This is a genomic window from Microbulbifer magnicolonia, from assembly GCF_035117725.1.
Classification (GTDB): Bacteria; Pseudomonadota; Gammaproteobacteria; order Pseudomonadales; family Cellvibrionaceae; genus Microbulbifer; species Microbulbifer magnicolonia.
Genome location: NZ_JAYEFD010000002.1, coordinates 1,140,838 through 1,162,167 on the forward strand (window position 1 = coordinate 1,140,838; position 21,330 = coordinate 1,162,167).

18 protein-coding genes are annotated in these 21,330 nt (G+C 55.7%); 5 read left to right on the forward strand and 13 right to left on the reverse strand.

Annotated features, from left to right (window positions below; all coding sequences use genetic code 11):
- Positions 1–25: 25 nt before the first annotated feature.
- Complete coding sequence (locus tag RRF64_RS14320; protein ID WP_323846574.1) at positions 26–256, reverse strand: hypothetical protein; 231 nt, start codon at positions 254–256, stop codon at positions 26–28.
- A 33-nt stretch (positions 257–289) separates the two neighbouring features.
- Positions 290–517 (reverse strand): hypothetical protein, encoded by a 228-nt coding sequence (locus tag RRF64_RS14325; RefSeq protein ID WP_323846575.1) that lies wholly within the window; start codon positions 515–517, stop codon positions 290–292.
- 923 nt (positions 518–1,440) lie between these two features.
- Between RRF64_RS14325 and RRF64_RS14330 the strand changes: the two genes are divergently transcribed.
- Complete coding sequence (locus tag RRF64_RS14330) at positions 1,441–3,282, forward strand: ABC transporter transmembrane domain-containing protein (protein ID WP_422732630.1); 1,842 nt, start codon at positions 1,441–1,443, stop codon at positions 3,280–3,282.
- A gap of 108 nt (positions 3,283–3,390) precedes the next feature.
- Here RRF64_RS14330 and RRF64_RS14335 read toward each other — a convergent pair whose 3' ends face one another.
- The 7 genes from RRF64_RS14335 to RRF64_RS14365 all read right to left on the reverse strand — a co-directional run bounded on the left by RRF64_RS14335 (position 3,391) and on the right by RRF64_RS14365 (position 9,150).
- The gene (locus RRF64_RS14335; protein ID WP_323846576.1) at positions 3,391–3,600 is read right to left on the reverse strand and encodes a cold-shock protein; all 210 of its coding nucleotides are present in this window, start codon (positions 3,598–3,600) and stop codon (positions 3,391–3,393) included.
- Between the two features lie 244 nt (positions 3,601–3,844).
- On the reverse strand, positions 3,845–5,452 hold the full coding sequence (locus tag RRF64_RS14340; RefSeq protein WP_323846577.1) for an ABC-F family ATPase: 1,608 nt from the start codon (positions 5,450–5,452) through the stop codon (positions 3,845–3,847).
- A gap of 193 nt (positions 5,453–5,645) precedes the next feature.
- Positions 5,646–5,948 carry a VF530 family protein gene (locus tag RRF64_RS14345; protein WP_323846578.1) on the reverse strand — a complete coding sequence of 101 codons (303 nt, stop codon included), beginning with the start codon at positions 5,946–5,948 and terminating at the stop codon, positions 5,646–5,648.
- Positions 5,949–6,219: 271 nt separating this feature from the next.
- The gene (locus RRF64_RS14350; RefSeq protein ID WP_323846579.1) at positions 6,220–6,960 is read right to left on the reverse strand and encodes a spermidine synthase; all 741 of its coding nucleotides are present in this window, start codon (positions 6,958–6,960) and stop codon (positions 6,220–6,222) included.
- A 95-nt stretch (positions 6,961–7,055) separates the two neighbouring features.
- The gene (locus RRF64_RS14355) at positions 7,056–7,481 is read right to left on the reverse strand and encodes a cupin domain-containing protein (RefSeq protein WP_323846580.1); all 426 of its coding nucleotides are present in this window, start codon (positions 7,479–7,481) and stop codon (positions 7,056–7,058) included.
- A gap of 15 nt (positions 7,482–7,496) precedes the next feature.
- Positions 7,497–8,165 carry a DUF1294 domain-containing protein gene (locus RRF64_RS14360; RefSeq protein WP_323846581.1) on the reverse strand — a complete coding sequence of 223 codons (669 nt, stop codon included), beginning with the start codon at positions 8,163–8,165 and terminating at the stop codon, positions 7,497–7,499.
- Between the two features lies 1 nt (position 8,166).
- Positions 8,167–9,150: a helix-turn-helix transcriptional regulator gene (locus RRF64_RS14365; protein ID WP_323846582.1), complete on the reverse strand. Its 984-nt coding sequence runs from the start codon at positions 9,148–9,150 to the stop codon at positions 8,167–8,169.
- A gap of 119 nt (positions 9,151–9,269) precedes the next feature.
- On the opposite strand from RRF64_RS14365, the gene RRF64_RS14370 reads away from it, so the two are divergent.
- A complete protein-coding gene (locus RRF64_RS14370; RefSeq protein ID WP_323846583.1) occupies positions 9,270–9,890 on the forward strand; it encodes a glutathione S-transferase family protein in 621 nt (206 codons plus the stop codon).
- Positions 9,891–10,023: 133 nt separating this feature from the next.
- Here RRF64_RS14370 and RRF64_RS14375 read toward each other — a convergent pair whose 3' ends face one another.
- Entirely contained in the window at positions 10,024–10,425 is a 402-nt protein-coding gene (locus tag RRF64_RS14375) for a VOC family protein (protein WP_323846584.1), read from the reverse strand.
- A gap of 293 nt (positions 10,426–10,718) precedes the next feature.
- Here RRF64_RS14375 and RRF64_RS14380 point away from each other — a divergent pair, with 293 nt between their 5' ends.
- On the forward strand, positions 10,719–11,084 hold the full coding sequence (locus RRF64_RS14380; RefSeq protein ID WP_479691298.1) for a GFA family protein: 366 nt from the start codon (positions 10,719–10,721) through the stop codon (positions 11,082–11,084).
- Between the two features lie 298 nt (positions 11,085–11,382).
- On the opposite strand, the gene RRF64_RS14385 is transcribed toward RRF64_RS14380, so the two are convergent.
- Together RRF64_RS14385 and RRF64_RS14390 are read right to left on the reverse strand one after the other, a co-directional pair.
- Positions 11,383–12,501 carry a DNA methyltransferase gene (locus RRF64_RS14385; RefSeq protein ID WP_323846586.1) on the reverse strand — a complete coding sequence of 373 codons (1,119 nt, stop codon included), beginning with the start codon at positions 12,499–12,501 and terminating at the stop codon, positions 11,383–11,385.
- 8 nt (positions 12,502–12,509) lie between these two features.
- Complete coding sequence (locus tag RRF64_RS14390; protein WP_323846587.1) at positions 12,510–16,625, reverse strand: DEAD/DEAH box helicase; 4,116 nt, start codon at positions 16,623–16,625, stop codon at positions 12,510–12,512.
- 781 nt (positions 16,626–17,406) lie between these two features.
- On the opposite strand from RRF64_RS14390, the gene RRF64_RS14395 reads away from it, so the two are divergent.
- Positions 17,407–17,529 carry a hypothetical protein gene (locus RRF64_RS14395; protein ID WP_323846588.1) on the forward strand — a complete coding sequence of 41 codons (123 nt, stop codon included), beginning with the start codon at positions 17,407–17,409 and terminating at the stop codon, positions 17,527–17,529.
- Positions 17,530–17,720: 191 nt separating this feature from the next.
- Here the strand turns inward: RRF64_RS14395 and RRF64_RS14400 are convergent, their stop codons facing one another.
- On the reverse strand, positions 17,721–18,239 hold the full coding sequence (locus tag RRF64_RS14400) for a zinc-binding dehydrogenase (protein WP_323846589.1): 519 nt from the start codon (positions 18,237–18,239) through the stop codon (positions 17,721–17,723).
- Positions 18,240–18,401: 162 nt separating this feature from the next.
- Between RRF64_RS14400 and RRF64_RS14405 the strand changes: the two genes are divergently transcribed.
- Complete coding sequence (locus RRF64_RS14405) at positions 18,402–21,290, forward strand: M16 family metallopeptidase (RefSeq protein WP_323846590.1); 2,889 nt, start codon at positions 18,402–18,404, stop codon at positions 21,288–21,290.
- Positions 21,291–21,330: the final 40 nt, after the last annotated feature.

Here is a 21,330-nt window from a genome sequence, read left to right on the forward strand (position 1 = left end):
AAAATTCTGCTCTGATCAATTGAATTTACCCTGAACCTTCCCGGTCTGACTCGCCATTTATGTTTTCCTGGGCGGTCAATTTTTGATATAGGCCTAGGCCAATAACCACCAATCCAGCGGAGACCAACAAAAAAGTTGGATAAATCAGGTTGCGAATATCCTTTTTGGCGGCATCGAAAACGAACACCAAGGCTTCCAGGCTGACCGCGATAATTATAATCACCAGAAATTTTAAAAGCGTCGCTCGTTGCTCCAAGAGTGATTTTCCGCGACTGCTGCTCAGAACTTCTTACTCCAGCAAAAATTTGGAAACATCAAATACTGCCATGCCAATTACTATTAAACCGATGGCGTTTAGTAGAGCGCTTATAAGCAAAGCCTTTTCGTGAATTGAAATCCAGATGCCCCACATGGCTACTACCATCATAGCAACACTGATAAGGCATAAGCTTAAACTTATGAGTCCATAGACGATTCGCCCTATCCAGTCAGATAGTTTTTTTACGCGTTGTTCCATCAGCTCGATTTCCGGCTTGGCAGTAGCATTACAGCGGGTATTTTTCTGATTACACTGGGCAATGCCTGAGCCTTACTTCCCGCAAGAATCCGGAGCGACAATGCTCCCCGCTGAAATTCCGCAGATAAATTCCCCGGGCGCCTACATCATTTTGCCTGCGCCATTTTCAGATTCGGTGGTAGGCCGTAGGTTGGCGTGATCAGTCGTAAAGACTCGGCATGAACCCTTGCTGTAAGCCCGCGCGCGAATTGGTTAAACCATCCTCCGTATGCAGTCGAGTGCTACTAAAAAAGTCTGTCGGCCATTTGCGCTCTGGATAGCATGTTGGGAGACGTCAAAAAGGAGTTAAGCGAAAAAGTCGGGCTTCAACGACGCCATTCAGTGATAGGCAGATTGTAATTTAGAGGGGGGTTAACAAGTTCGAATCGGTGTCAAAAAGTTGGCCAGCCCCCTTTTGTTGCGCCATTTGTGCAATCGAAGTGAAGAGCGGTTGCCGAATGTCCGCTATGCGGTCGATAGGGGTGCGGCGGCCGTGCCGCATCTTGGGTCCACCTGCTGGGCGATGAATTCCGGACACTGAAGCGCCTCATCGAGGCTGCAGGCCCGGGGTGTCCGGACAAGACCTACTGCCGCTTCGTCGGCGACGAGTGCGAGCTGGAAGCTCTCTTCACCGAGGATCCGAACGGAAATGTGCTGGAGATGAAGTCGATGGTGAATCCGGAGTTGATGTTCAAGTAAATTCTGCGTCGCGGGTGGGCGCCCACGAATACACGGGCAAATTGAGACGCAGGTGCAGGGCAGACGCTTTGCACCTGCTTCTTTCGTTGTGGCGATTGGCGCGCCGTCCAGTGCGTTAATAGCAGTGCGCCAAAAATTTGCGCAGGCCCCGTATACTGACGTCCTCTGTCTATCTGTAGAGCCTTATGTCGAATACCCTCGAACCTACCGCCAGCGTTCCGGTGGCTGACCGGCCCGCAAGAACCGCCGCCAGCATGAGCGCGCGCGAGATGATGGTCGCGCTCTGGCAGTTTATGCGGCCCTACAAACTGGTGTTGGCGGGCGCGGCTGTGGCACTGGTGTTTACCGCGGTGATCACCCTGTCCATCGGCCAGGGCGTCAGGCTGCTCGTCGATCAGGGCCTGACGGGCGATACCAGCCAGGCGCTGGCCCACGCCGTGCTGGTGCTGCTGGTGCTGGCGGGCCTGATGGCAATCGGCACCTACGCGCGCCATTACCTGGTGTCCTGGCTGGGGGAGCGGGTGGTGGCCGATCTGCGCAAGGCGGTGTTCGACCATATCGTCACCCTGCACCCGAGCTATTTCGAGACCAACCGCAGCGGCGAGATCATGTCCCGCCTCACCACCGACACCACCCTGCTGCAACATATCATCGGCACTTCCTTCTCGATGGCGCTGCGCAGCGCGCTGATGTTTGCCGGCGCACTGATCCTGCTGCTGTTCACCAACCTCAAGCTGAGCCTGATGGTGCTGGTCGGCGTGCCGCTGGTGCTGCTGCCGATCGTGCTCTACGGCCGCCGGGTCAGGAAGCTGTCCAAGGCCAGCCAGGACTCCATCGCCGATGTGGGCAGCTACGCCGGTGAGATTATCCAGCACATCAAGACCGTGCAGAGTTACACCCGCGAGCGCTATGAACAGCAGGCGTTTGCTAAAGAAGTGGAAACCGCGTTCAACGTCGCCAAGCGACGAATACGCCAGCGCTCGCTGCTGGTCGCGGTGGTGATACTGCTGATGTTCGGCGCTGTCGGCGGCCTGCTGTGGGTGGGCGGCAACGACATGATCGCCGGGCGCATGAGCAGCGGCGATCTGGCGGCGTTCGTGTTCTACGCCTTTTTGATGGGCTCTGCCGTGGCGACGATTTCCGAAGTGTACGGCGAGCTGCAGCGCGCCACCGGTGCCACCGAGCGGCTGATGGACTTGCTGCACGTCGAGTCGGAGATTCCGGTCAGCACGACTGCCGAGCCCGAGCAGCCCGCCCGCGCGTCCCGGGGGCAGGTGGCCTTCGAGGCAGTGGAATTCAGTTACCCCGCCCGCCCCAATCATCCCGCCATACGCGGGCTGAGCCTGGATGTGACCGCCGGCAAGAGCCTGGCGCTGGTCGGCCCTTCGGGCGCCGGCAAGTCGACGCTGCTGGAGTTGCTGCAACGGTTTTACGACCCACAGGGCGGGCGCATCACGCTGGACGGCGTCGACATCCGCGCGCTGGATACCGGCAGCCTGCGCCGGCAGATCGCCGTGGTACCGCAGCAGCCGGCGCTGTTTACCGCGGATGTCTGGTACAACATCCGCTACGGCAGACCCGACGCGAGCGATGCGGAGGTGATCGCGGCGGCCAGGGCGGCCCATGCGCATGAGTTTATCGAGCAGTTGCCGGACGGCTACAGCAGCCACCTGGGCGAGCAGGGCACGCGGCTCTCCGGTGGGCAGAAACAGCGCCTGGCCATTGCCCGCGCGATCCTGAAAGACCCGAGGATCCTGCTGCTGGATGAAGCCACCAGTGCGCTGGACGCCGAGAGCGAGTACCACGTGCAGCAGGCGCTGCAGGCGCTAATGAAGAACCGCACCACCATCATCATCGCCCACCGGCTGGCGACGATCCTGCACGCCGACAGCATCGCCGTGCTGGATCAGGGGCAGCTGGTCGCGCAGGGTAAGCATGCAGAACTGATAGAAATTTCGCCGTTGTACAAAAGGCTGGCGGAGTTGCAGTTTCAGGATTCAGAGAGGCAAAAGCCGCTGGTGGAATAGGGCGTGGGGTAGGGGTTAAGTTGCGGCTGGAATATGGCCACAGGATATTCAAGTGGCACACAAACAAAAACGGGCCCCTAAGGGCCCGTTTTCACATGCGTAGAGGTGTTAAACCACTATGATGTTTTCAGCCTGCGGGCCCTTATTACCTTGAGTTACGGTGAACTCAACGGTCTGGCCTTCGGTCAGGGTGCGGAATCCGGTGCTGGCGATAGCGCTGAAGTGTGCGAACACGTCCGGGCCAGACTGCTGCTCAATAAAACCAAAACCTTTGGCTTCGTCGAACCACTTAACGGTTCCTTTCACTGTATTGGACATAAAACATTCCTGAAATTTAAACAGAGTGATGCCTGCGAGAGGCGGGTGGTGCTGGAGGTAAAGGCTCTTAAAAACTGCAGGACGAGGTATTACGAATAAAACAGCGAAATAGCGGTATCAATAAAAGTCTTTCTTTCTAGCAGGGGCCACTCTATAGGGAACTGGCCGCCCTGTCTACAAATTGTTCAGATATTACCTGGCGCAGATCGCGGTATATCCGGAGATCTGCGCCAGGTCAGTCGAATCAGGCCGCGCGGGCTTCCGCGCGCGCCTTGTCCGTCAGGTACTCGTCGTAGGTGCCCTGGAAGTCGATCAGCTGGCGGTCCTTGATCTCCAGCACCCGGGCGGCCAGGGAAGACACGAACTGGCGGTCGTGGCTGACGAAGATCAGGGTGCCCTCGTACTGGGACAGCGCCTTGTTCAGGGCCTCGATGGATTCCATATCCAGGTGGTTGGTGGGCTCGTCCATGATCAGCACATTGGTTTCCATCATCATCAGCTTGCCGAACAGCAGGCGGTTCTTCTCACCACCGGAACAGACGCGCGCCTTCTTGTTGGCGTCATCCGCGGTGAACAGCAGGCGGCCGAGCATGCCGCGCACAGTCAGGTCGTCGTGCTTGGGCGTGCGCCACTGGGACATCCACTCGAAGATGGTCAGGTCGTTGTCGAAGTCCGCACTGCTGTCCTGCGGACAGTAGCCGATGGCGGCGTTCTCAGACCATTTCACCACGCCGCTGTCGGCCTGCAGCTCGTCCACCAGGCAGCGCAGCAAGGTGGTCTTGCCCACGCCGTTTTCGCCGATCACCGCCAGGCGCGCACCGGCTTCCAGGATCATCTCGCCACCGGCAAACAGCGGCTCATTGTCAAAGCCGTGGGACAGGCCCTCCAGCGTCAGTGCCTGCCGGTGCAGCTTCTTGCACTGCTGGTAGGTGATGTAGGGCCGCACCCGGCTGGACGGCTTGATCTCCGCCAGCTTGATCTTCTCCATCTTCTTGGCCCGCGAGCTCGCCTGCTTGGCCTTGGAGGCGTTGGCGGAGAAGCGGTTCACGAACGACTGCAGCTCTTCCAGTTCCGCCGTCTTCTTCGCGTTCTCCGCGTGCAGCTGATCCTGGATCAGCGTGGAGGCCGCGACGAAATCGTCGTAGTTGCCGGGGAAGATGCGCAGCTCGCCGTAATCGATATCCGCCATGTGGGTGCACACCTGGTTCAGGAAATGGCGGTCGTGGGAAATGATGATCATGGTGGACTTGCGCTGGTTCAGCACCTCCGCCAGCCAGTGGATGGTGTGGATATCCAGGTTGTTGGTGGGCTCGTCCAGCAGCAGTATGTCCGGGTCCGCAAACAGCGCCTGCGCCAGCAGCACGCGCAGCTTCCAGCCCGGTGCTACCTGCTTCATCAGGCCGAAGTGCAGCGACTCCTCGATGCCCGCCTCCAGCAGGATCTCGCCCGCGCGGCTCTCGGCACTGTAGCCGTCCAGCTCGGCGAACTGCACCTCCAGCTCCGCCACGCGCATGCCGTCCTCCTCGCTCATCTCCGGAAGCCCGTAGATGCGTTCGCGCTCCTGCTTGATCTCCCACAGGCGCGTATCGCCCATGATCACCGCGTCCACCACGGTGTAGTCTTCGAACGCAAACTGGTCCTGGCTCAGGATGCCCAGGGTGCAGCCGGGGGTCATGGACACATTGCCGGCGGTCGGCGCCAGCGCGCCGCTCAGGATCTTCATAAAAGTGGACTTGCCGCAGCCATTGGCCCCGATCAGGCCGTAGCGGTTGCCGTTGCCGAACTTGGCAGAGATGTTTTCAAACAGCGGCTGGGCACCGAACTGCATGGTGATGTTCGCGGTGGTGATCAAGAGTGTATTCCCGGGGGCTTGTGTGCTTGTGTAAGGCGCTGCAACAGTGACTATGCTGGGAACCCAGCGTCGCCAAAGCGGCGGTACAGAGAGACAGCGGACCGCGCACTATAGGGATTTGGCGGCCCGGAGTCGAGGGGTTTTGCTCAAAGTTTGACCGTGCGAGGCCGGCTGCGCGGCACGGAATGGCCGGTCAGCGCCGGCCCCACGGGCCCGGTTTGCGGCTCGGTTTATGGCTCGGTTTATGGCTCGGTTTATGGCTCGGGTCATGGCTCGGGTCATGGAAGGTATCGATATACAGCGCCTCGACCTTACTGCGCGCCCAGGGCGTCTTGCGCAGAAACTTGAGGCTGGACTTCAAGGACGGATCATTCCTGAAACAATTGATATCGATCCGCTCCGCGAGCCCGTCCCAGCCATAGTGCGCCTGCAGCTCCTCGACGATGGTGGCCAGCGTGATACCGTGGAGCGGGTTGTTGGGTTGGGAATCCTGCATCTTGACTGACTACCTGGCCGGCTATCTGCCGGTGAAACTATGGTGTGGCGGAGCTGACGCGATTGTACGGGCTCATCCCCCCGCGGATCTGGCGCGACACAGACTCTCGAACATCTCTAAGTATCGTCATTCCCGCGCAGGCGGGAATCCAGAAACCCCGTCGCCACTGGCCGACACAAGCCGCTTTCCCGGTAGGGGGGCGGAACATGCAAGAGAAGCGCAGCGACGTGCCCATCATCTGCGGCCTGGTCCTAAAGACTATAGCTGGCCATCACTTTCTGGCCGAAACCGCCCCCTTCACGCAGACATAAACAGAGTTTGTAGATTCGCCATTCAGGAAGGGGTTATAAAAAGAAATCACATGGGAATCGACAGTTTCAAAAACCGTTTTCAGCAAAGTCTCGAAACGTTCCTCCGGCAGGTTTTGCGACCACATGGCAAATACGCCCCCGGGTTTCAGTTGCTCCGCCATCAGCGCCAGGTTGTCGCCGGTATAAAAGCCCGCGTTGGCCGCATTCAGGAATTCGGTCGGGGAGTGGTCGATATCCAGCAGAATGGCATCGAACTTCCTACCCGGGCTGTCCGGGTCAAAGCCTGTATCCGGGGCCGTGGCCAGATCGAAGAAGCTGCCGTGCACATAGCGGTTGCGCGCATCTGCGTTGAGGGTTTTCCCCAGCGGCACCAGTTCATCCCTGTGCCAGCCGATGACCGTGTCCAGGGCCTCGACCACAAGCAGCTCGGCAATCCGCTCGTCCCGCAGTGCCGCCACGGCGGTATAACCCAGCCCCAGTCCACCGACGACCACATCGAGCCTGTCGCCCTGAACCCGAGCCAGGCCGAGATTAGACAGGGCCTCTTCCGCCTCCACAAACATGCTCGACATCAGGAATTCTTCGCCGAGCTTTACCTCGTAGATATCCCTGTCCCCGAGCGCGGGGATACGCCGCCTGCGCAGGGAGATCTCCCCCAGGGGTGAGGCCTGGCTGTCAATTTCTTCAAATAATAGGGACATGACTGGTCACTCCTGAGCTGATCGGATAGTGGGCGCGGGGTTTAGGAGGCAGTGTACAGCAGTCGTACAGGTCGGGAACGAAGTCTGTGAGTCACCTACTGCTGCGACTCTTTCCGGTAGACAATAAAGATAACCAGATCTTCGCCACCGGTCTGCCGCAGCCCGTGGGCATTGCCCGTGCGTGTGAGAATCGCCGTCCCCGGCCCCACCTTGGACTTCTCGCCGTTCATGGTCAGCTCGCCGGAACCGCTGACCACATAATAGATCTCGTCCTTGTGCTGCTCGTGATACCCGATCGCCGAGCTCGGGTGGAGCACGCGTTTTTTAAACACCAGGTCCATGGCGGGGACATCGGCGAAGAACGGGTAGCCGGTAGTTTCGCCGCCGCCTTTGTGTGGACCCGGCTGCTGTACCGCGATCTCCGCCTCATGCTCAATGACATAGCCGGCAGTTGCCGCTGCTTCTGCGAAGGCCAGGTCGTCGGCGGCGATCAGGGCAAGGCCCAACAAGAAAGCTTTCATAAGTTCTCGAATCGCTCAAAAAGGAAAGTTGCCGTAGCTACCCAGTAGCGCGCGCAGGTAAACCGAACCCTCCGCCGTATGGAGCCAGGCCAGAGCGCCGAGGTTGCCGAGCACCGTAAGCCAGAATAGGAAGCGGAACGGCTGCTTGCGGGATTTGCGCCGCAGCCTCTGCTGCGCAATCAAAGCACCGGGCCAGCCGCCCAGCAAGGCCAGCAGATGGAGACTGCTCTCCTTGGTGCGCCAGCCACCGCTGCGCGCCGCGGACTTGTCGAGGTAATAGAGCAGGTAGGTCAGCAGGCTCATGCCGAGGTAGAACATCAGCACCAGCGGGGGTAACTTGCCGAGCGCTACCGAAGCCGCAACCAGCCCGAAAAATATCAGGCCGATCAGCATTGGGCGGGAACCGGTTGGATGGGAACCAGCGGATTTGCGCCTGACCTGGGGTTTGTCCCCGGCAAGCACGGCTTTGATTGCGCGGGGGCGCCCCTGTCGGTCGGAAGACAGCTCGAATGTCACCACATCGCCGGTTTGCGGCCGACGCTGGCGATTGGCGAAGGCCTTGATATGGATAAAGACCCGCTTGCCCCCAGGCATTGGCTCAACAAAGCCGAATCCTTTGTCGTCGTTCCAGCTGCTGATCTTGCCCTTTACGCGGCTTCCCGCGGACGCTGTTTGTGCAGACATACTAGGCCTTCGTCATGGTCAAGAGTCTCTCCGCCTGGCGGCGCAACTCCGCCCTGAGGTTTGACGGTGCGAGAATCTCGAAGGCAAACGGCAGTCGCACCAGCTGCGCCGCAAACCAGTTCAGGCAGCCGGTATGCGCGCGCCATAACACCGCATCCCCCTTGGGTGTCAGCAGTCCCAGTTCGTCGCCGAGTACGGCACTGGCATTCGCCAGGTCCGTATGCAGCAACAGCTCCACTTCAATGCCCGAATCCATGCTGGCAAAACTGCTGGTGAGATAAGCGGCGGCATCGAAATCCTGTGGCCGCTGAAAAGGAACTTCCAGCCGGCGCAGCTGCTGCATACGGTCGAGGCGAAAGGTGCGGAGATCTGCGCGCAGATGGCAGTGGCCCACTGCGTACCAGCGACCGCGGCGGAACACCAGGCCATAGGGGTCGAACTCGCGCCGCGTCTTACTCTCGTTGCTGCCACCGTTACTGCCACCGTTACCGCTACTGCTGCCGCCGGCATAGTCGAACACCGTGCGGCATCGGTTCTGGGCGGCGGCGGCCAGGGTTGCCAGCGTGGCACTGTCCGGCGCCGCCGACGGCACCAGATCCAGGGTGACGCTATCGCCGAGCGCGCGCAGTTGCCGTTTCAGATTCTGCGGCATGACCCGTTCGAGCTTGGCCTGGGCACTGGCGACGGCGGTGGAGACTTCGCCCACGCTGAGGCCGCGTGCCGCCAGCAGGCCGAGGGAGATGGCCAGCGTCTCCTCGTTGGTGAACATCATCGGCGGCAGCTTGTAGCCAGACACCAACCGGTAGCCGCCGTAGCGCCCGCGCTCGGCCGTCAATGGAATACCGATCTCCTCAAGGGTCGCGATGTAGCGACGCAGCGTGCGGCCGTCTACGCCGAGCATCTGCGCCAGTTCGCTACCACTGGCATTGCCGTGGCTCTGTAGCAACTCCAGCAGCGCCAGCACGCGTGTTGTCGGATTCGACATGACTTGCATCCCGCAAAATTTATTAGGGCGGAATATAGCCTATTTGGCGATTACAGTGCTCCCGTTCCTTTCACAGGCACTGACAACCGAACAGAAACAAAGAGCAACGGAGAGCAGCTATGCAAGATGAAGTCATTCTCTATACCAACCCCCAGTCCCGCGGTCGCATCGCGCGCTGGATGCTGGAGGAAGTGGGTGCGCCCTATCGCGCGGAGATTCTCGAATACGGTGCCAGCATGAAAGCGCCCGCCTACCTGAAGATCAACCCGATGGGCAAGGTGCCGGCCATCGTGCACCGCAACCAGGTGGTGACCGAGGGCGCGGCCATCTGTGCGTATCTGGCGGAGGCATTTCCGCAAGCGGGACTGGCCCCAGCGCCCGACGAGCGCGCCAGCTATTACCGCTGGCTGATCTTTGCCGCCGGGCCACTGGAGGCGGCGATTACCGACTTCAAGACACTCGGGGTGGAGCCGGATGCGCAGAAGCAGATGACGGTGGGCTACGGCAGCTACGCGGCGGTGCTCGACAACCTTTCCAGCTGGTTTATGGGTCACACCTATGTAACGGGCGAGCGCTTTACCGCCGCCGATGTCTATGTTGGTGCGCACATCAACTGGGGTTTGCAGTTCGGCACGATCGAAAAGCGGATCGAATTCATCGACTACGCGCAGCGGGTCACCGCGCGCGATGCCCACCGTCGAGCCATGGAAAAAGATGACGCGCTTGAGGCAACGGCCTGATGGAACAGACCTGCCAGGGCAGCTGCCACTGCGGCCTGCGCCCGGTCGGAAATGGTGGATAAGGGTAGGCAAGGCTAGATGAGGGAAATAGGTGGCGACCGTGTCGCCGCCTATTTTTCGAAGCGAGGCAGCGTTACACCGCAGCGGGATCCATCCACATAATCTCCCAGATATGTCCGTCCAGGTCCCGGAAGGAGCGGCCGTACATTAAACCGTGGTCCTCGGGATCGCGGAAATTCGTCCCTCCCGCCGCGACGGCCTTGTCGAGCAGCATATCCACCTCAGCACGGCTCTCTGCGGACAGGCACACCAGCACCTCGGTGCGCTTGCCGGTATCGCAGACCTCAAGACCGGGCGTGAAGCTGAGGAACTTCTCGCGGGTGAGCAGCATGACAAAGTTGCTTTCGCCGATGATCATGCAGGTAGCGGTGTCATCGGTGAACTTGGGGTTGAACTCGAAGCCGAGTCGGGAGAAAAACTCGATGGATTTCCCTAAATCGGCAACAGGCAGGTTTACGAACATCATTCTGGACATGTTATTTCCTCGATTACAGCCAACGATGGATTGCGTCGGTATCCACTAGTCGCATCAGGTAGTCGGAAATCGACAGCAAAGGCAAATTATGTGGCGGAAAAATTTCCCTTGGTGGGGGATTGCCCAGACAGGAATATTGATGATTTGAGCTGAGAGAATTGGTGGGCGATAGCCGGTGAGGGAACACTGGCATCGATTTAGTAAATGGGGTCAGATCAAATTTGTGACGCTGATTTATTTGGTAGAATCCGGCGTCATAATGTTGATCTGACCCTATTTATTGCTGCGGCGCGGTGCAATATGAGGCGGATATCGACTTGAGCACAGGCACCGGCAAATGCAATTGCTCAATTTGCACCAAGGCCCGCGAATGGGCCGCACTGATTAAGCCCGGTGACTTCCGCCTGGTACAAGGCCAGGAGGCGCTCAGCAATTATCAGTTTGGCGGTAAGCAGGCTCATCACCTGTTCTGTAAACACTGCGGCGTGCGCTCGTTCGGCAAGGGATGTGTGGAGAAAATTGGTGGCGATTATGTCGCCGTCTATTTGTCTACGCTGGACAATGTCACACCGCAGGAACTGATCGATGCGCCGATTCGATATTTCGACGGCCGTAACGACAACGGGTTTGCAACGCCAGCGGAAACTCGCCATCTGTAACCGTTAGGGCGGCCTTCCTTGGCCGCCCACTTATTTGGATCTCGAGGCTGCAGCTTGCAGCCCATATTATTGACCTCCGTCAATACTTTCTCCTTTTTGGAGCTGAGCATTTAGCATTAACCACATCTAACTGTGGCCTGCTTTTAAATCGTCGTCCAAAGAATTTACGGACAGGATGGTACCTTAACGTCGCCACACAACTTACAGTTGATTTTTTTTCGTCGAGAGGTTCTGTGTGAATACTGTTGTGCCTAAATATTTCGACTAACTTCTTGTGAGTTAGCCAACTAATACGCGCTCAAGTAAATCTTACAAAATAGTCTTTCTCATCGATGGGAGAGGACTTTGCTCTATCCCCCATCGTCTCTGCCTGTCTTCTACCTTTATAAGAAGACCCTGCGTTTCGACTGTAATAGATTGACCAGTTTTCCGATGCCATTTTGAAAGACTCTCGAAGTATTGAGTCATAGCAACCCTTTCTGGATCTTAAACCGCCGAAACGGATAGCAAGCCTTATATCTTCTGATGCCCTCTTTGAAATGTTATTCCAGACTTGAGCCAAAGATTTTGAAAAAGCCTCAGGAGATTCATGGCTAACTTGGCTGTTGATGTCGTAATCTACATGTTCTGGTCCACCAATAAACCAATTTCTTAACCACTGGTCTTGCACGTATGTTTGCATGCCATAATAAGGAGGCGATGAAATCACCAAGTCAATATTTTCTGCTATCTTCCGATAGCCAGAAGGTTTTCGGCTGTCGGTGCAGACAATATTAGTTGGTCTTGCTCCACTAGCATCAATATATTTCAAGACCATTTCAGCCTTCTTTCTTATTGGTGTCCTAATATCAACAAAAATTGGAAATAACTTTTTCTTTTTCCAGTAGCCTACCGAATAATTTGGCTTAGTTGAGAAGGTCCTTGGCATTTGATTTGAAAAATAGGAGGGATTATGGGGGTCCTTAGTCATTGGGCCATGTAGGCACCCAAGGGCTATAGCTTTTAGCATTACCACCACATCAGTATCTCTTTTTAGAGGTAAGTAATCTCTTAGCTTACAGACATCCTGAAGTGTATCTGGATGAAATGCTAATTCCCAAAATTCTCCTTGAGGCACCTTAACATTCGGTAGCTGAAGCAATTCATCCAAAAGCTCCATTACCGAATTCACATCAGTATTTGCGAGCTTAGCCTTCGCGATGGCGATAGCTATCGGTGATGCGTCAAATCCATAAGATTTTATACCATAAGTCTGAGCTGCAAAGTTAGTCGTTCCTCTCCCGCAAAAAGGATCGAATACAATCGAATTTCGATCAGCCCCCTTGAGAACAGCCATGGGAAACTCAAGTGGAAACATGGTGTAATATGGGCATACAGCGTTAAGTTTATATCGAGCCGAATTTGATAGTTTTTTCATAATAACAGCTATCTATGAATCCTTATCTGGCCGGGTCGAACTTCTTGAGGGTCGGAAAATTCGCAATCTACTCTTACATTGCAGAATTCATCAAGATAGTCTTTTAATGCATGTGCAGTCTCCAAAGCTTTTTTATCTTCTGGAATATGTTTCGCCAGAGACCTTGGCATAACTACAATACATTTCCCCATGGCGCGAGAAATGGCCACATTTGTTCGCTCAAGCTGCAACAAGAACGCCTCTTCTCCAGAGATTACATCAACGTCTGCAACTCCATAGGTCACGATAATACTGTGCCGCTCTCCTCCCTGGAAGCGCTCCACAGTATCAACGGCATCATCAATTAAATTTTTTTCAGTAGGATATAGAGCCTCCAGCTCCCTAATAACGAGAGCGCGCTGAGCTCGATGTGGAGTAACAATGCCCACACATTCACTCCAGAATTTATCGGGAGTTGGTGTTGTATTGTTCGATGCGCCCCTGCCGCTTAAATCTGCGCCGACAGTCTGTCTAAGGATCCAAACCAGCCCTGCTACTAGCTTCGCCTCAAAATGGTTTCCTTGAGATGAAATTTCATCCTCATGAAGCAAGGCAACAACCGAATTTTCTGAAGACAACAACGTCGCAAATTGATCGCTCCAGGGCAGATGAGCAGGATACTGGCGTTGATTAGGAAATTGGCGTGAGATTGTTAAAGCTGTATCGGGAAACTCAGCAACAAGAGTGTCTGGATACCCTATAGTTTTGGCAAATTCAACGATTGCACGTGAAGAGCGATAATTTCTATCAAGCACACATGGAGTTATCGGCAGACCAAAATCACGCTCTAAAAGATAAGTTTGGATACTGCCAACCAAGTAAGACGCGTCCAATGGTGCTTCAACTGCTGTTATCGGAGGCATTTGGAGACTGTCTCCAGCAACGACTACTCTCCCATTAGGCTTTAAGCCGCAGAGTGCAGATAATGCATTGGACACGGGAACTTGCGAGCTTTCATCTATAATCACTACATCAAAAACGTCGTTAATGAAATCTCTACCTGCAGATAAGTCCTTTGAAAGCCGACGAGCCTGTCTTATCTGAGCGCCCACTATATGAACACCACTATTTTCAGATAAATTTGTCAGGCATTGCTGATAATCCGCATCTCGGCTATCAAGCGAAAAGGTCGAATAGGTCAAATTACTCGACGATGAAAGTATTAGCCTTCCAGTAATTCGCGCTGCTGAATAACCAAAGCTTAATGTGCAAGTTGCCGTCGCATCGGCTGATAGCAATCTATGTGTTCGCTCTATTATTTCTTCTACTGCTTTATAAGTGGGACCTGTGATGAGTACCTTTAACGGTCGCTGAGCAATACTGGAATTTTGCGATATCGCATGAATAAACGCGGAGAGAGTTTTAGTTTTACCGGTGCCTGGCGGACCCCAAATTACTGTGAGAGCTTTTTCTGCTGAGTTTTTGACTGCCTGCTTCTGGGATGCATTAAGCTGATTATTAGCTTCCGCTACATTAGCAATGTTATCAGCCTCAGCAGATGAAATTCTTGAAGTTCTAACAAGTGTCGCAGCGTCCCATAAGATTTCTGCAGCCGGTGTATTTCCACCTATTCTAGTTTGCCTTTTAGGAGGTGTAATTCCCATTGCCGCTGCAGCGTTCACATCTACCCTAGCAATAGGAGGGTTTCCTATTTCCCGGAGTATTTCGGTGCTAGTATTTGCCCAGTTATAGGCTTTCGGGCTTTTTGACTCTAGCAGAAATACCTCATCCAAAAGGCTTTCTACACAATTATCAACAATATATTGGGCAAATGCAGGATCACGCCAGTACGAAAATTCAACTACAGCCCTTAAGTTGACTCGGTCAAAATCGATAAGTTTCGTTTCTAAAACAGACCACAGGGGCATGTTAAGTGGAGATTGATCGCCTGGATACGGCTGAGCAGCGGGCGCTATCACATTATTAACGTATTCCAGTGGGAAACCAGGCTTCCCAATTTTTCCAACTGTAAGCGAGCTATCCGTTTTGAACTTTGCCTCCGCCGATGTGGCTTCAACATCAAAAGAGAATCTCCCATTTCCTAAGTCCTGACCATTATTTAAGATGATGGCCTCATAGGTTGCCTCTAGCCTCTTTCCTTCCAGTACAAGTCGAAAGTGCGCCTCAAGCTGCGAGGTCAAAAAATTAAGGTTATCCCACCAGATCCATAATTTTGCGTCGAACGCTACGCCAGTCGCACCGCGGGGAATCGCTGTCGGAATTTTAGGGGCAGTAGATTTAAAGCTTCCTCTATAATCATCTCTTAACTTGTCACATATTGTTTGCAGCGATAGGGATTGCTTTTTCAATGCGTCTGAATAATCAGAAATAAGCGTATTTCGAGGTATTACATTAGGGCCTCTCTTTATACGCGGTGCATTACTCCATATTTCATAAATTCTCTCTCGCGGAATGCCATTGCTCAAATATTCTCGAAAATACGAATCACGAACGACTGGAGGACGCTGCAAGTTAGAATATGTCTCAGCTGTATCGAATAACGTGATAACGTGAGGTGTTGGCGTGAAAACCATACGCCTCACGATATCTTCGACTATAACTACAGTCGATGCCTCTATAGCCCTAGGAGTTGCAATTAACTCCTCTGGCGGAAAAATCCAAACCAGCGCCTTCGCTTTTCGATCACTAAGATTCAAAACTCTTGGCAAATGACGCCCTATAGCATTACACAGTTCAGTAAACTGCCTTTTTTCCCAGATATGAATTTGACCTTTGAGATTATCCCCACCTAATTGCTGTTCAGCCCGATCAATATTGTCCGCAATTTGGCTCAGTAGTCCTTCCAAGGCCACCCATTCTGCGTCAATAGTTTTTTCATCCACGACGAATGGAACAGTAGGAAATCGTACAGGGGCCTGGCCTCGTGTGTAACTCGTAACTAGCCCTGAGATCGACATGCCTGTCAATAGCCCTGCACTCGCATCGAAATTTATACTCAAGAACAACTGAAGGTTGGCATAGCCTGCCAAAGACGCAATTACAGCATTTGGATCATTATCAAGCTGATTATTTAAAATGGCGCTAGTTTTGGCAGGAAGAATAGCCGCTTCCTTTTTTAACATCGTATGCTGCTGTAAAGCGGGGTGCCCTGTCGACCCAGCCAAAGATGCAGCGTCAGATATGGAATTTAATTCAAGAGTTTTCTTCGCACCTCTAGTAATGCCGGGAATCAAACTCAAATGACCAGAGTCCGTAGCAGTAGTGATGCAATATCCACCTCGGTTACTATCGATAAGAGTGTGTTGCGTCCTGCCTAAATGCCGCTTATCCCCCAGCCAATCACAGTTAGAGCATGAGCTGACAACATGCCAATCTAAATCCTTCCAAGCATCAGGAGAGGCGTCGCCTACTCTGATTACCCTGGCTATATCTTCAAAAAATTGCCGCACAGTTGCTAAGTAGTAGCGGAGATGCGCCACTTCTGAATCCTCGATCAATGCCGCTGCATAGTCACCAATACTGGCTCCTTGCTGACCCTCAACTGTATCTATCGCACTATTACCCTGTTTTTTTAAAGTCCATAAGTAAGCGTTTGCTGAAATATAATACCGGCGACTCAGGGCAGGGCTGCTCGCTAGCCAGTTTGCAAGCATTAAGCAATACATCGCTATTTCTGCGCAGTAGCTGGGGTTGGATTCACTTGTGTGCTTAATGTCAAAGACTTTGATCGCCAACCGCTGCTCGCTTGGTGAAATTGGAGATCTAGTGCCATTGATTAAGACTTCCTGATCATCAGCTTGAGCGGGCTGAATTAAAAGTAGATCAGGAATGAAATCTGCCATTGGCGGAATCAATGCGGCATCTTGTATTGATACACCAATATTATGCAGAATTTGCTGTTTTATGGCGTTTACCGAAAACTTAGGCTGAATTACTACACAAGGGTAGTGTTGGAGGTTTAGCAGAGCGCTGCTGAGATTAATGTCATTGAACTTGCTTGCCCCGCGATTAAATATCGCTGAACTGCCGAATAATCTAACTACCTGATCGTTTCGTTCAAGCTCTAACTCTCGCCCAGCAATCGATAAAGTACCTATTCCTGGTCGCTTTACAGGCTCCGGCAACCCTAAAGTTCCGATACTCCTATTGTCGTGCAGTGAAAGATATAGTTCCCTGTCGCATCTTGTGCGTAGAAACATCGACAAGGTGCTCTTTGAAACCTTCCGGTGTGAAGCTCTACTACTGGACATTCAGGTAAATCCTTTTTTTTTTTAGCTCTCAAGGCAAGTAATAAACTTGCAATTGTGGGGGCGTATATAGAAATTTAACTCAAGGCATTTTTTTTCTGGATTTATAAATAGTTTCTAGTGTGCCTGCCTTTCTTCTACCGGATAGTGCTCCAGAGTGATTGTACTGTTGTATTTTGTTCCTCGGGTGAGCAGGCAGCGATAAGAGGGCTGTTTAATCGAATGCCGAGGTTTTTCAGCGTTTTTCCTTGCTCATAATTTGAGCAATCAATGCGAGGTTCATACGCGTGTTGTGTGCCTTTTTCTCGGCGTGACGCATATCTCATTTTTGCATGTTTATAACACGATAAACAGCAGTTGGGGGATTATTGTTATTACCTGTAATTTGTTGGTGTTGACTAACTATGTTGCCGTCCCCGCTAGACACGACTCCTGCTATCTTGCTGTTCATAACAACGTACAGGAACCCACGATGTTTAGGACTCTCACGGCATCGCTGGTCCTACTAACAGCAGTATCCATCCCGGCTATTGCCCTGATGGGCTATGACGGCTGCAAGACTGTATTCACTCCGAAGCCTGAACCTCAGGCTCAGTCTTGAGAACAGTCAAAGACCGACTTCTCTATCGCCTATCTAAAATTTCAACTAGAAAATGGCTTGAACATCCTTTTCCATATCGACCGCTCCGATCCGGTGGTGTCGGTGCCGCTGACGGCCCTTGTGGATTTGTCGCGGGAGAAGGAAGGCCGCACCGGTTTTGCGCAACTGTTCGAGCACTAGCTGTTCCTGGAGTCCTGGAAACTGGGCACGGGCGGGCCAGATTCGATGCGTGCGCGCATCTGCGGTTCCGATGCAAATGGTTCCAACTTTCGTGATGTCACCACCGACTATCAGGCACTCCCTGCAGGTGAGCACAAGACCATACGCCGGGGTGCCGCTTAAAGTAGCGTTGGTTTATCCAATCGCGTCGATCAGGGCGCGGCCAGCGAAGCCATATCAATCACAAAGCGATAGCGCACATCCGAGCGCTTGAGCCGCTGGAGCGCGTCGTTCACTTCGCCGATCTGGATGATCTCGCATTCGGGCAGGATTTTTTTCTTGGCGCAGAAGTCGATCAGCTCCTGGGTCTCGGCGATACCGCCGATGGCGGAACCGACAATGCAGCGGCGCCCCAGGACCATCGGCTCGCTGTCCAGCCCGTCGATTGCGCCTACCTGGCCCACCATTACCAGGGCGCCGCCAATATCCAGCAGTCGCAGGTATGGGGTGAGGTCGTGCTTGACCGGAATCGTGTCGATAATCAGGTCGAAGGATGACTGCGCCTGCGCCATGGCATTCTCGTCACTGGATACCAGCAGGCCGTCGGCGCCGAGGTCCAGCGCGTCTTTTTCATTGTCGTCGCTGCGGCTCAGTACGGTGACATCGGCGCCCAGGCCCACCGCCAGTTTCACCGCCATATGCCCGAGCCCGCCGAGGCCGATAACGCCCACATGGCTGCCGGGGCCGATATTCCAGTGGCGCAGCGGTGAATAGGTGGTGATGCCGGACCACCGTCATCAATTCCTAAATTGCGTTCGGGCCGTCGACGCGCCGTCGCCCAACCCCACCACTCCTGCTATCTTCCTGCGCATAACCACGCATAGGAACCCACCATGTTCAGGAACCTCACCGCCTCCATGGCCCTGCTGGCCGCCGCATCCCTCCCGGCCCTCGGCCTTGTAGGCTGCGACCGCTCCAAACCCGAACCCAAGCCGCAATCGGAACAGTCGTCCCAGTTCGCTATCGACTACCAGCAGTTCCAGCTGGATAACGGCCTCAACGTGCTGTTCCATATCGACCGCTCCGATCCCGTGGTGGCGGTGTCGCTGACGGCGCATGTGGGTTCGGCGCGGGAGAAGGAGGGCCGCACGGGCTTCGCGCACCTGTTCGAGCACCTGCTGTTCCTGGAGTCCGAGAACCTGGGCAAGGGCGGGCTGGATGCGATGAGTGCGCGCATCGGCGGTTCCGGGGCCAACGGTTCCACCTCCCGCGATGTCACCAACTACTACCAGACGGTACCCAAGGACGCGCTGGAGAAGATGCTGTGGGCCGAGGCCGACAAGCTCGGCTGGTTTATCAACACCGTGACCGAGCCGGTGCTGGCGAAGGAAAAGCAGGTGGTGAAGAACGAGAAGCGTCAGAGCGTCGACAATCGCCCCTACGGCCACACCCAGTACGTGATCGACCGCAACCTCTACCCGGAGGGGCACCCCTACAGCTGGCAGATCATCGGCTCGCTGGAGGACCTGGACAGGGCCACCCTCGACGACGTGAAGGAGTTCTTCCGCCGCTGGTATGTGCCCAACAACGTGACTTTGGTGGTGGCCGGCGATTTCGATCCCGAGCAGGCGAAAGCCTGGGTGCACAAGTACTTCAATGAAATACCGGCGGGCGACGCCATCGAGCGCGCGCCCAAGCAGCCGGCGGTATTGAAGGAGTCGGTGCGCCGCTACCACGAGGACAACTTTGCCCGCGAGCCGGCGCTGACGCTGGCCTGGCCGGCGGTGGAGCGCTACCACCCGGACAGCTACCCGCTGGCGGTGCTGCTGGAATACCTGTCCGACGGCAAGCGCGCGCCGCTGTACCGGGTGCTGGTGGAGGACGAGCAGCTGACCGCGGACGTGTCCATGGGCAGCTACGATTCCGAGCTGGCCGGGCAGATACAGCTGCAGGTGCACGCGTTCGGGGGCCGCGACCTGGACGAGGTCTATGCCGGCATCGAGAAGGCCTTTGCGCTGTTCGAGAAGGAGGGCATCGCCGAGGAGGACCTGGAGCGCATCAAGGCCGGCCAGGAAGTGGCCTTCTACAACGGCCTCGCCAGCGTGCTGGGCAAGGGCTTCCAGCTGGCCCAATACCAGGTGTACACCGGCGATGCCGGCTACGTGGGCGAGGATATCCAGCGCCTGCTGGCGGTGACCGACGAAGACGTGCAGCGGGTGTACAACAAGTACCTGAAGGACAAGCCGTATGTGGCGGCGAGCTTCGTGCCCAAGGGCCAGGCCGAACTGGCGCTGGCGGACTCCAGTGTGGCTGAGGTGGTGGAAGAGCAGATCGTCAACGGCGCCGAGGCGCAGTTCGATGCCTCAGTAGCGGCGGACTACGAGCACACGCCGTCCAGCTTCGACCGCAGCAAAGAACCCGCTTACGGTGCGCCCGCCGAAACCGCGGTGCCGGACGTGTGGCAGGCGACGCTGGCCAACGGGTTGCGGGTGTCCGGAATCGAGAGCAGCGAGGTGCCGACTGTCAACTTCAGCCTGGTGATCGACGGCGGCCAGCTGCACGAGCGGCTCGACAGGACCGGCGTGGCCAACCTCACCGCCATGCTGATGGAAAAAGGCACGGCCAGGCGCACGCCGGAAGAACTGGAAACCGCCATCCAGAAACTGGGGGCCAGCATCGAGGTATCCGCCGAGGAGGATGCCATCCGCATCGATGTCACCACCCTGGCGCGCAACTTCAATCAGGTGTTCGCGCTGGTGGAGGAAATGCTGCTGGAGCCGCGCTGGGACAAGGATGAACTGGTGCTGGCGAAGAAGAGCGTCACCAGCCAGATCAAGCGCGCCGCCGCCGAACCCAATGCCATCGCCGGCAAGGCCTTCGCGCGCCTGCTGCACGGCGAGGACAGCATCCGCGGCTACAGCCTGCTCGGCACCGAGGAATCCGTGGCCGCCATCACCATGGACGACCTCAAGGCGTTCCACCGCGACTATTTTTCGCCATCGGTGAGCCGCGCCCATGTGGTGGGCGATATCAGCCGCGAGGATTTCCTCAAGGCGACCGGTCCCCTGGTCGAGCGCTGGCCCGCCCGCGAGATCAAGATCCCCGATCCGCAGTCGGTGGCGGCGGCACCGGGTATCTACTTTATCGACGTGCCGGGGGCCAAGCAGTCGGTACTGCGCATCGGCCGCCCGGCCATGTCCGCGCTGTCCGAGGACTACTACCCGGCGGTGTTCAGCAACTACATCCTCGGCGGCGGCGGCTTCGCCTCACGCCTGATGCAGCAGCTGCGCGAGGGCAAGGGCTACACCTACGGCATCTATTCCGACATAGACGCCGGGAAAAGCGGCGGCGAGTTCGGGATCGGCAGCGGTGTGCGCGCCAATGTCACCGCGGAGTCGGTGCAGCTGATCCGCGACATCCTCGAAGACTATGCGCCCACCTACAGCGAGCGGGACCTGGAAAACTCGCGCTCCTTCCTGATCCGCAGCAACACCCGCGCCTTCGAGACCGCGTCCGCCAAGCTCGGCCTGCTGGAAAACATGAGCCGCTACGGCTGGCCCGCCGACTATGTGCGTGAGCGCGAGGCCATCGCCAGGGCCATGACCGTGGACAAGGTGCAGAAGATTGCCGGTGCCTACATGCAGCCGGATTCGATGATCTGGCTGGTGGTCGGCGACCGCGCGACCCAGTTCGGCCGCTTGGAGGAGCTGGGTCTGGGGGAGCCGACGCTGCTGGATGGCGAGACGCTGACGCGACAGGCGGAGGTTTCTGCAGCGAATTGAACGCTGCGCGGGCCCGGAAAATTCCGGGCCCGAAGGCCAT

Coding starts and splice junctions, on each gene's coding strand:
- RRF64_RS14335 (WP_323846576.1), bottom strand. CDS start 3,600: ATGTCCAATACAGTGAAAGGAACCGTTAAGTGGTTCGACGAAGCCAAA.
- RRF64_RS14355 (WP_323846580.1), bottom strand. CDS start 7,481: ATGAAAGCTTTCTTGTTGGGCCTTGCCCTGATCGCCGCCGACGACCTG.
- RRF64_RS14370 (WP_323846583.1), top strand. CDS start 9,270: ATGCAAGATGAAGTCATTCTCTATACCAACCCCCAGTCCCGCGGTCGC.
- RRF64_RS14405 (WP_323846590.1), top strand. CDS start 18,402: ATGTTCAGGAACCTCACCGCCTCCATGGCCCTGCTGGCCGCCGCATCC.
- RRF64_RS14385 (WP_323846586.1), bottom strand. CDS start 12,501: ATGAAAAAACTATCAAATTCGGCTCGATATAAACTTAACGCTGTATGC.
- RRF64_RS14345 (WP_323846578.1), bottom strand. CDS start 5,948: ATGCAGGATTCCCAACCCAACAACCCGCTCCACGGTATCACGCTGGCC.
- RRF64_RS14330 (WP_422732630.1), top strand. CDS start 1,441: ATGTCGAATACCCTCGAACCTACCGCCAGCGTTCCGGTGGCTGACCGG.
- RRF64_RS14375 (WP_323846584.1), bottom strand. CDS start 10,425: ATGTCCAGAATGATGTTCGTAAACCTGCCTGTTGCCGATTTAGGGAAA.
- RRF64_RS14350 (WP_323846579.1), bottom strand. CDS start 6,960: ATGTCCCTATTATTTGAAGAAATTGACAGCCAGGCCTCACCCCTGGGG.
- RRF64_RS14360 (WP_323846581.1), bottom strand. CDS start 8,165: ATGTCTGCACAAACAGCGTCCGCGGGAAGCCGCGTAAAGGGCAAGATC.
- RRF64_RS14365 (WP_323846582.1), bottom strand. CDS start 9,150: ATGTCGAATCCGACAACACGCGTGCTGGCGCTGCTGGAGTTGCTACAG.
- RRF64_RS14325 (WP_323846575.1), bottom strand. CDS start 517: ATGGAACAACGCGTAAAAAAACTATCTGACTGGATAGGGCGAATCGTC.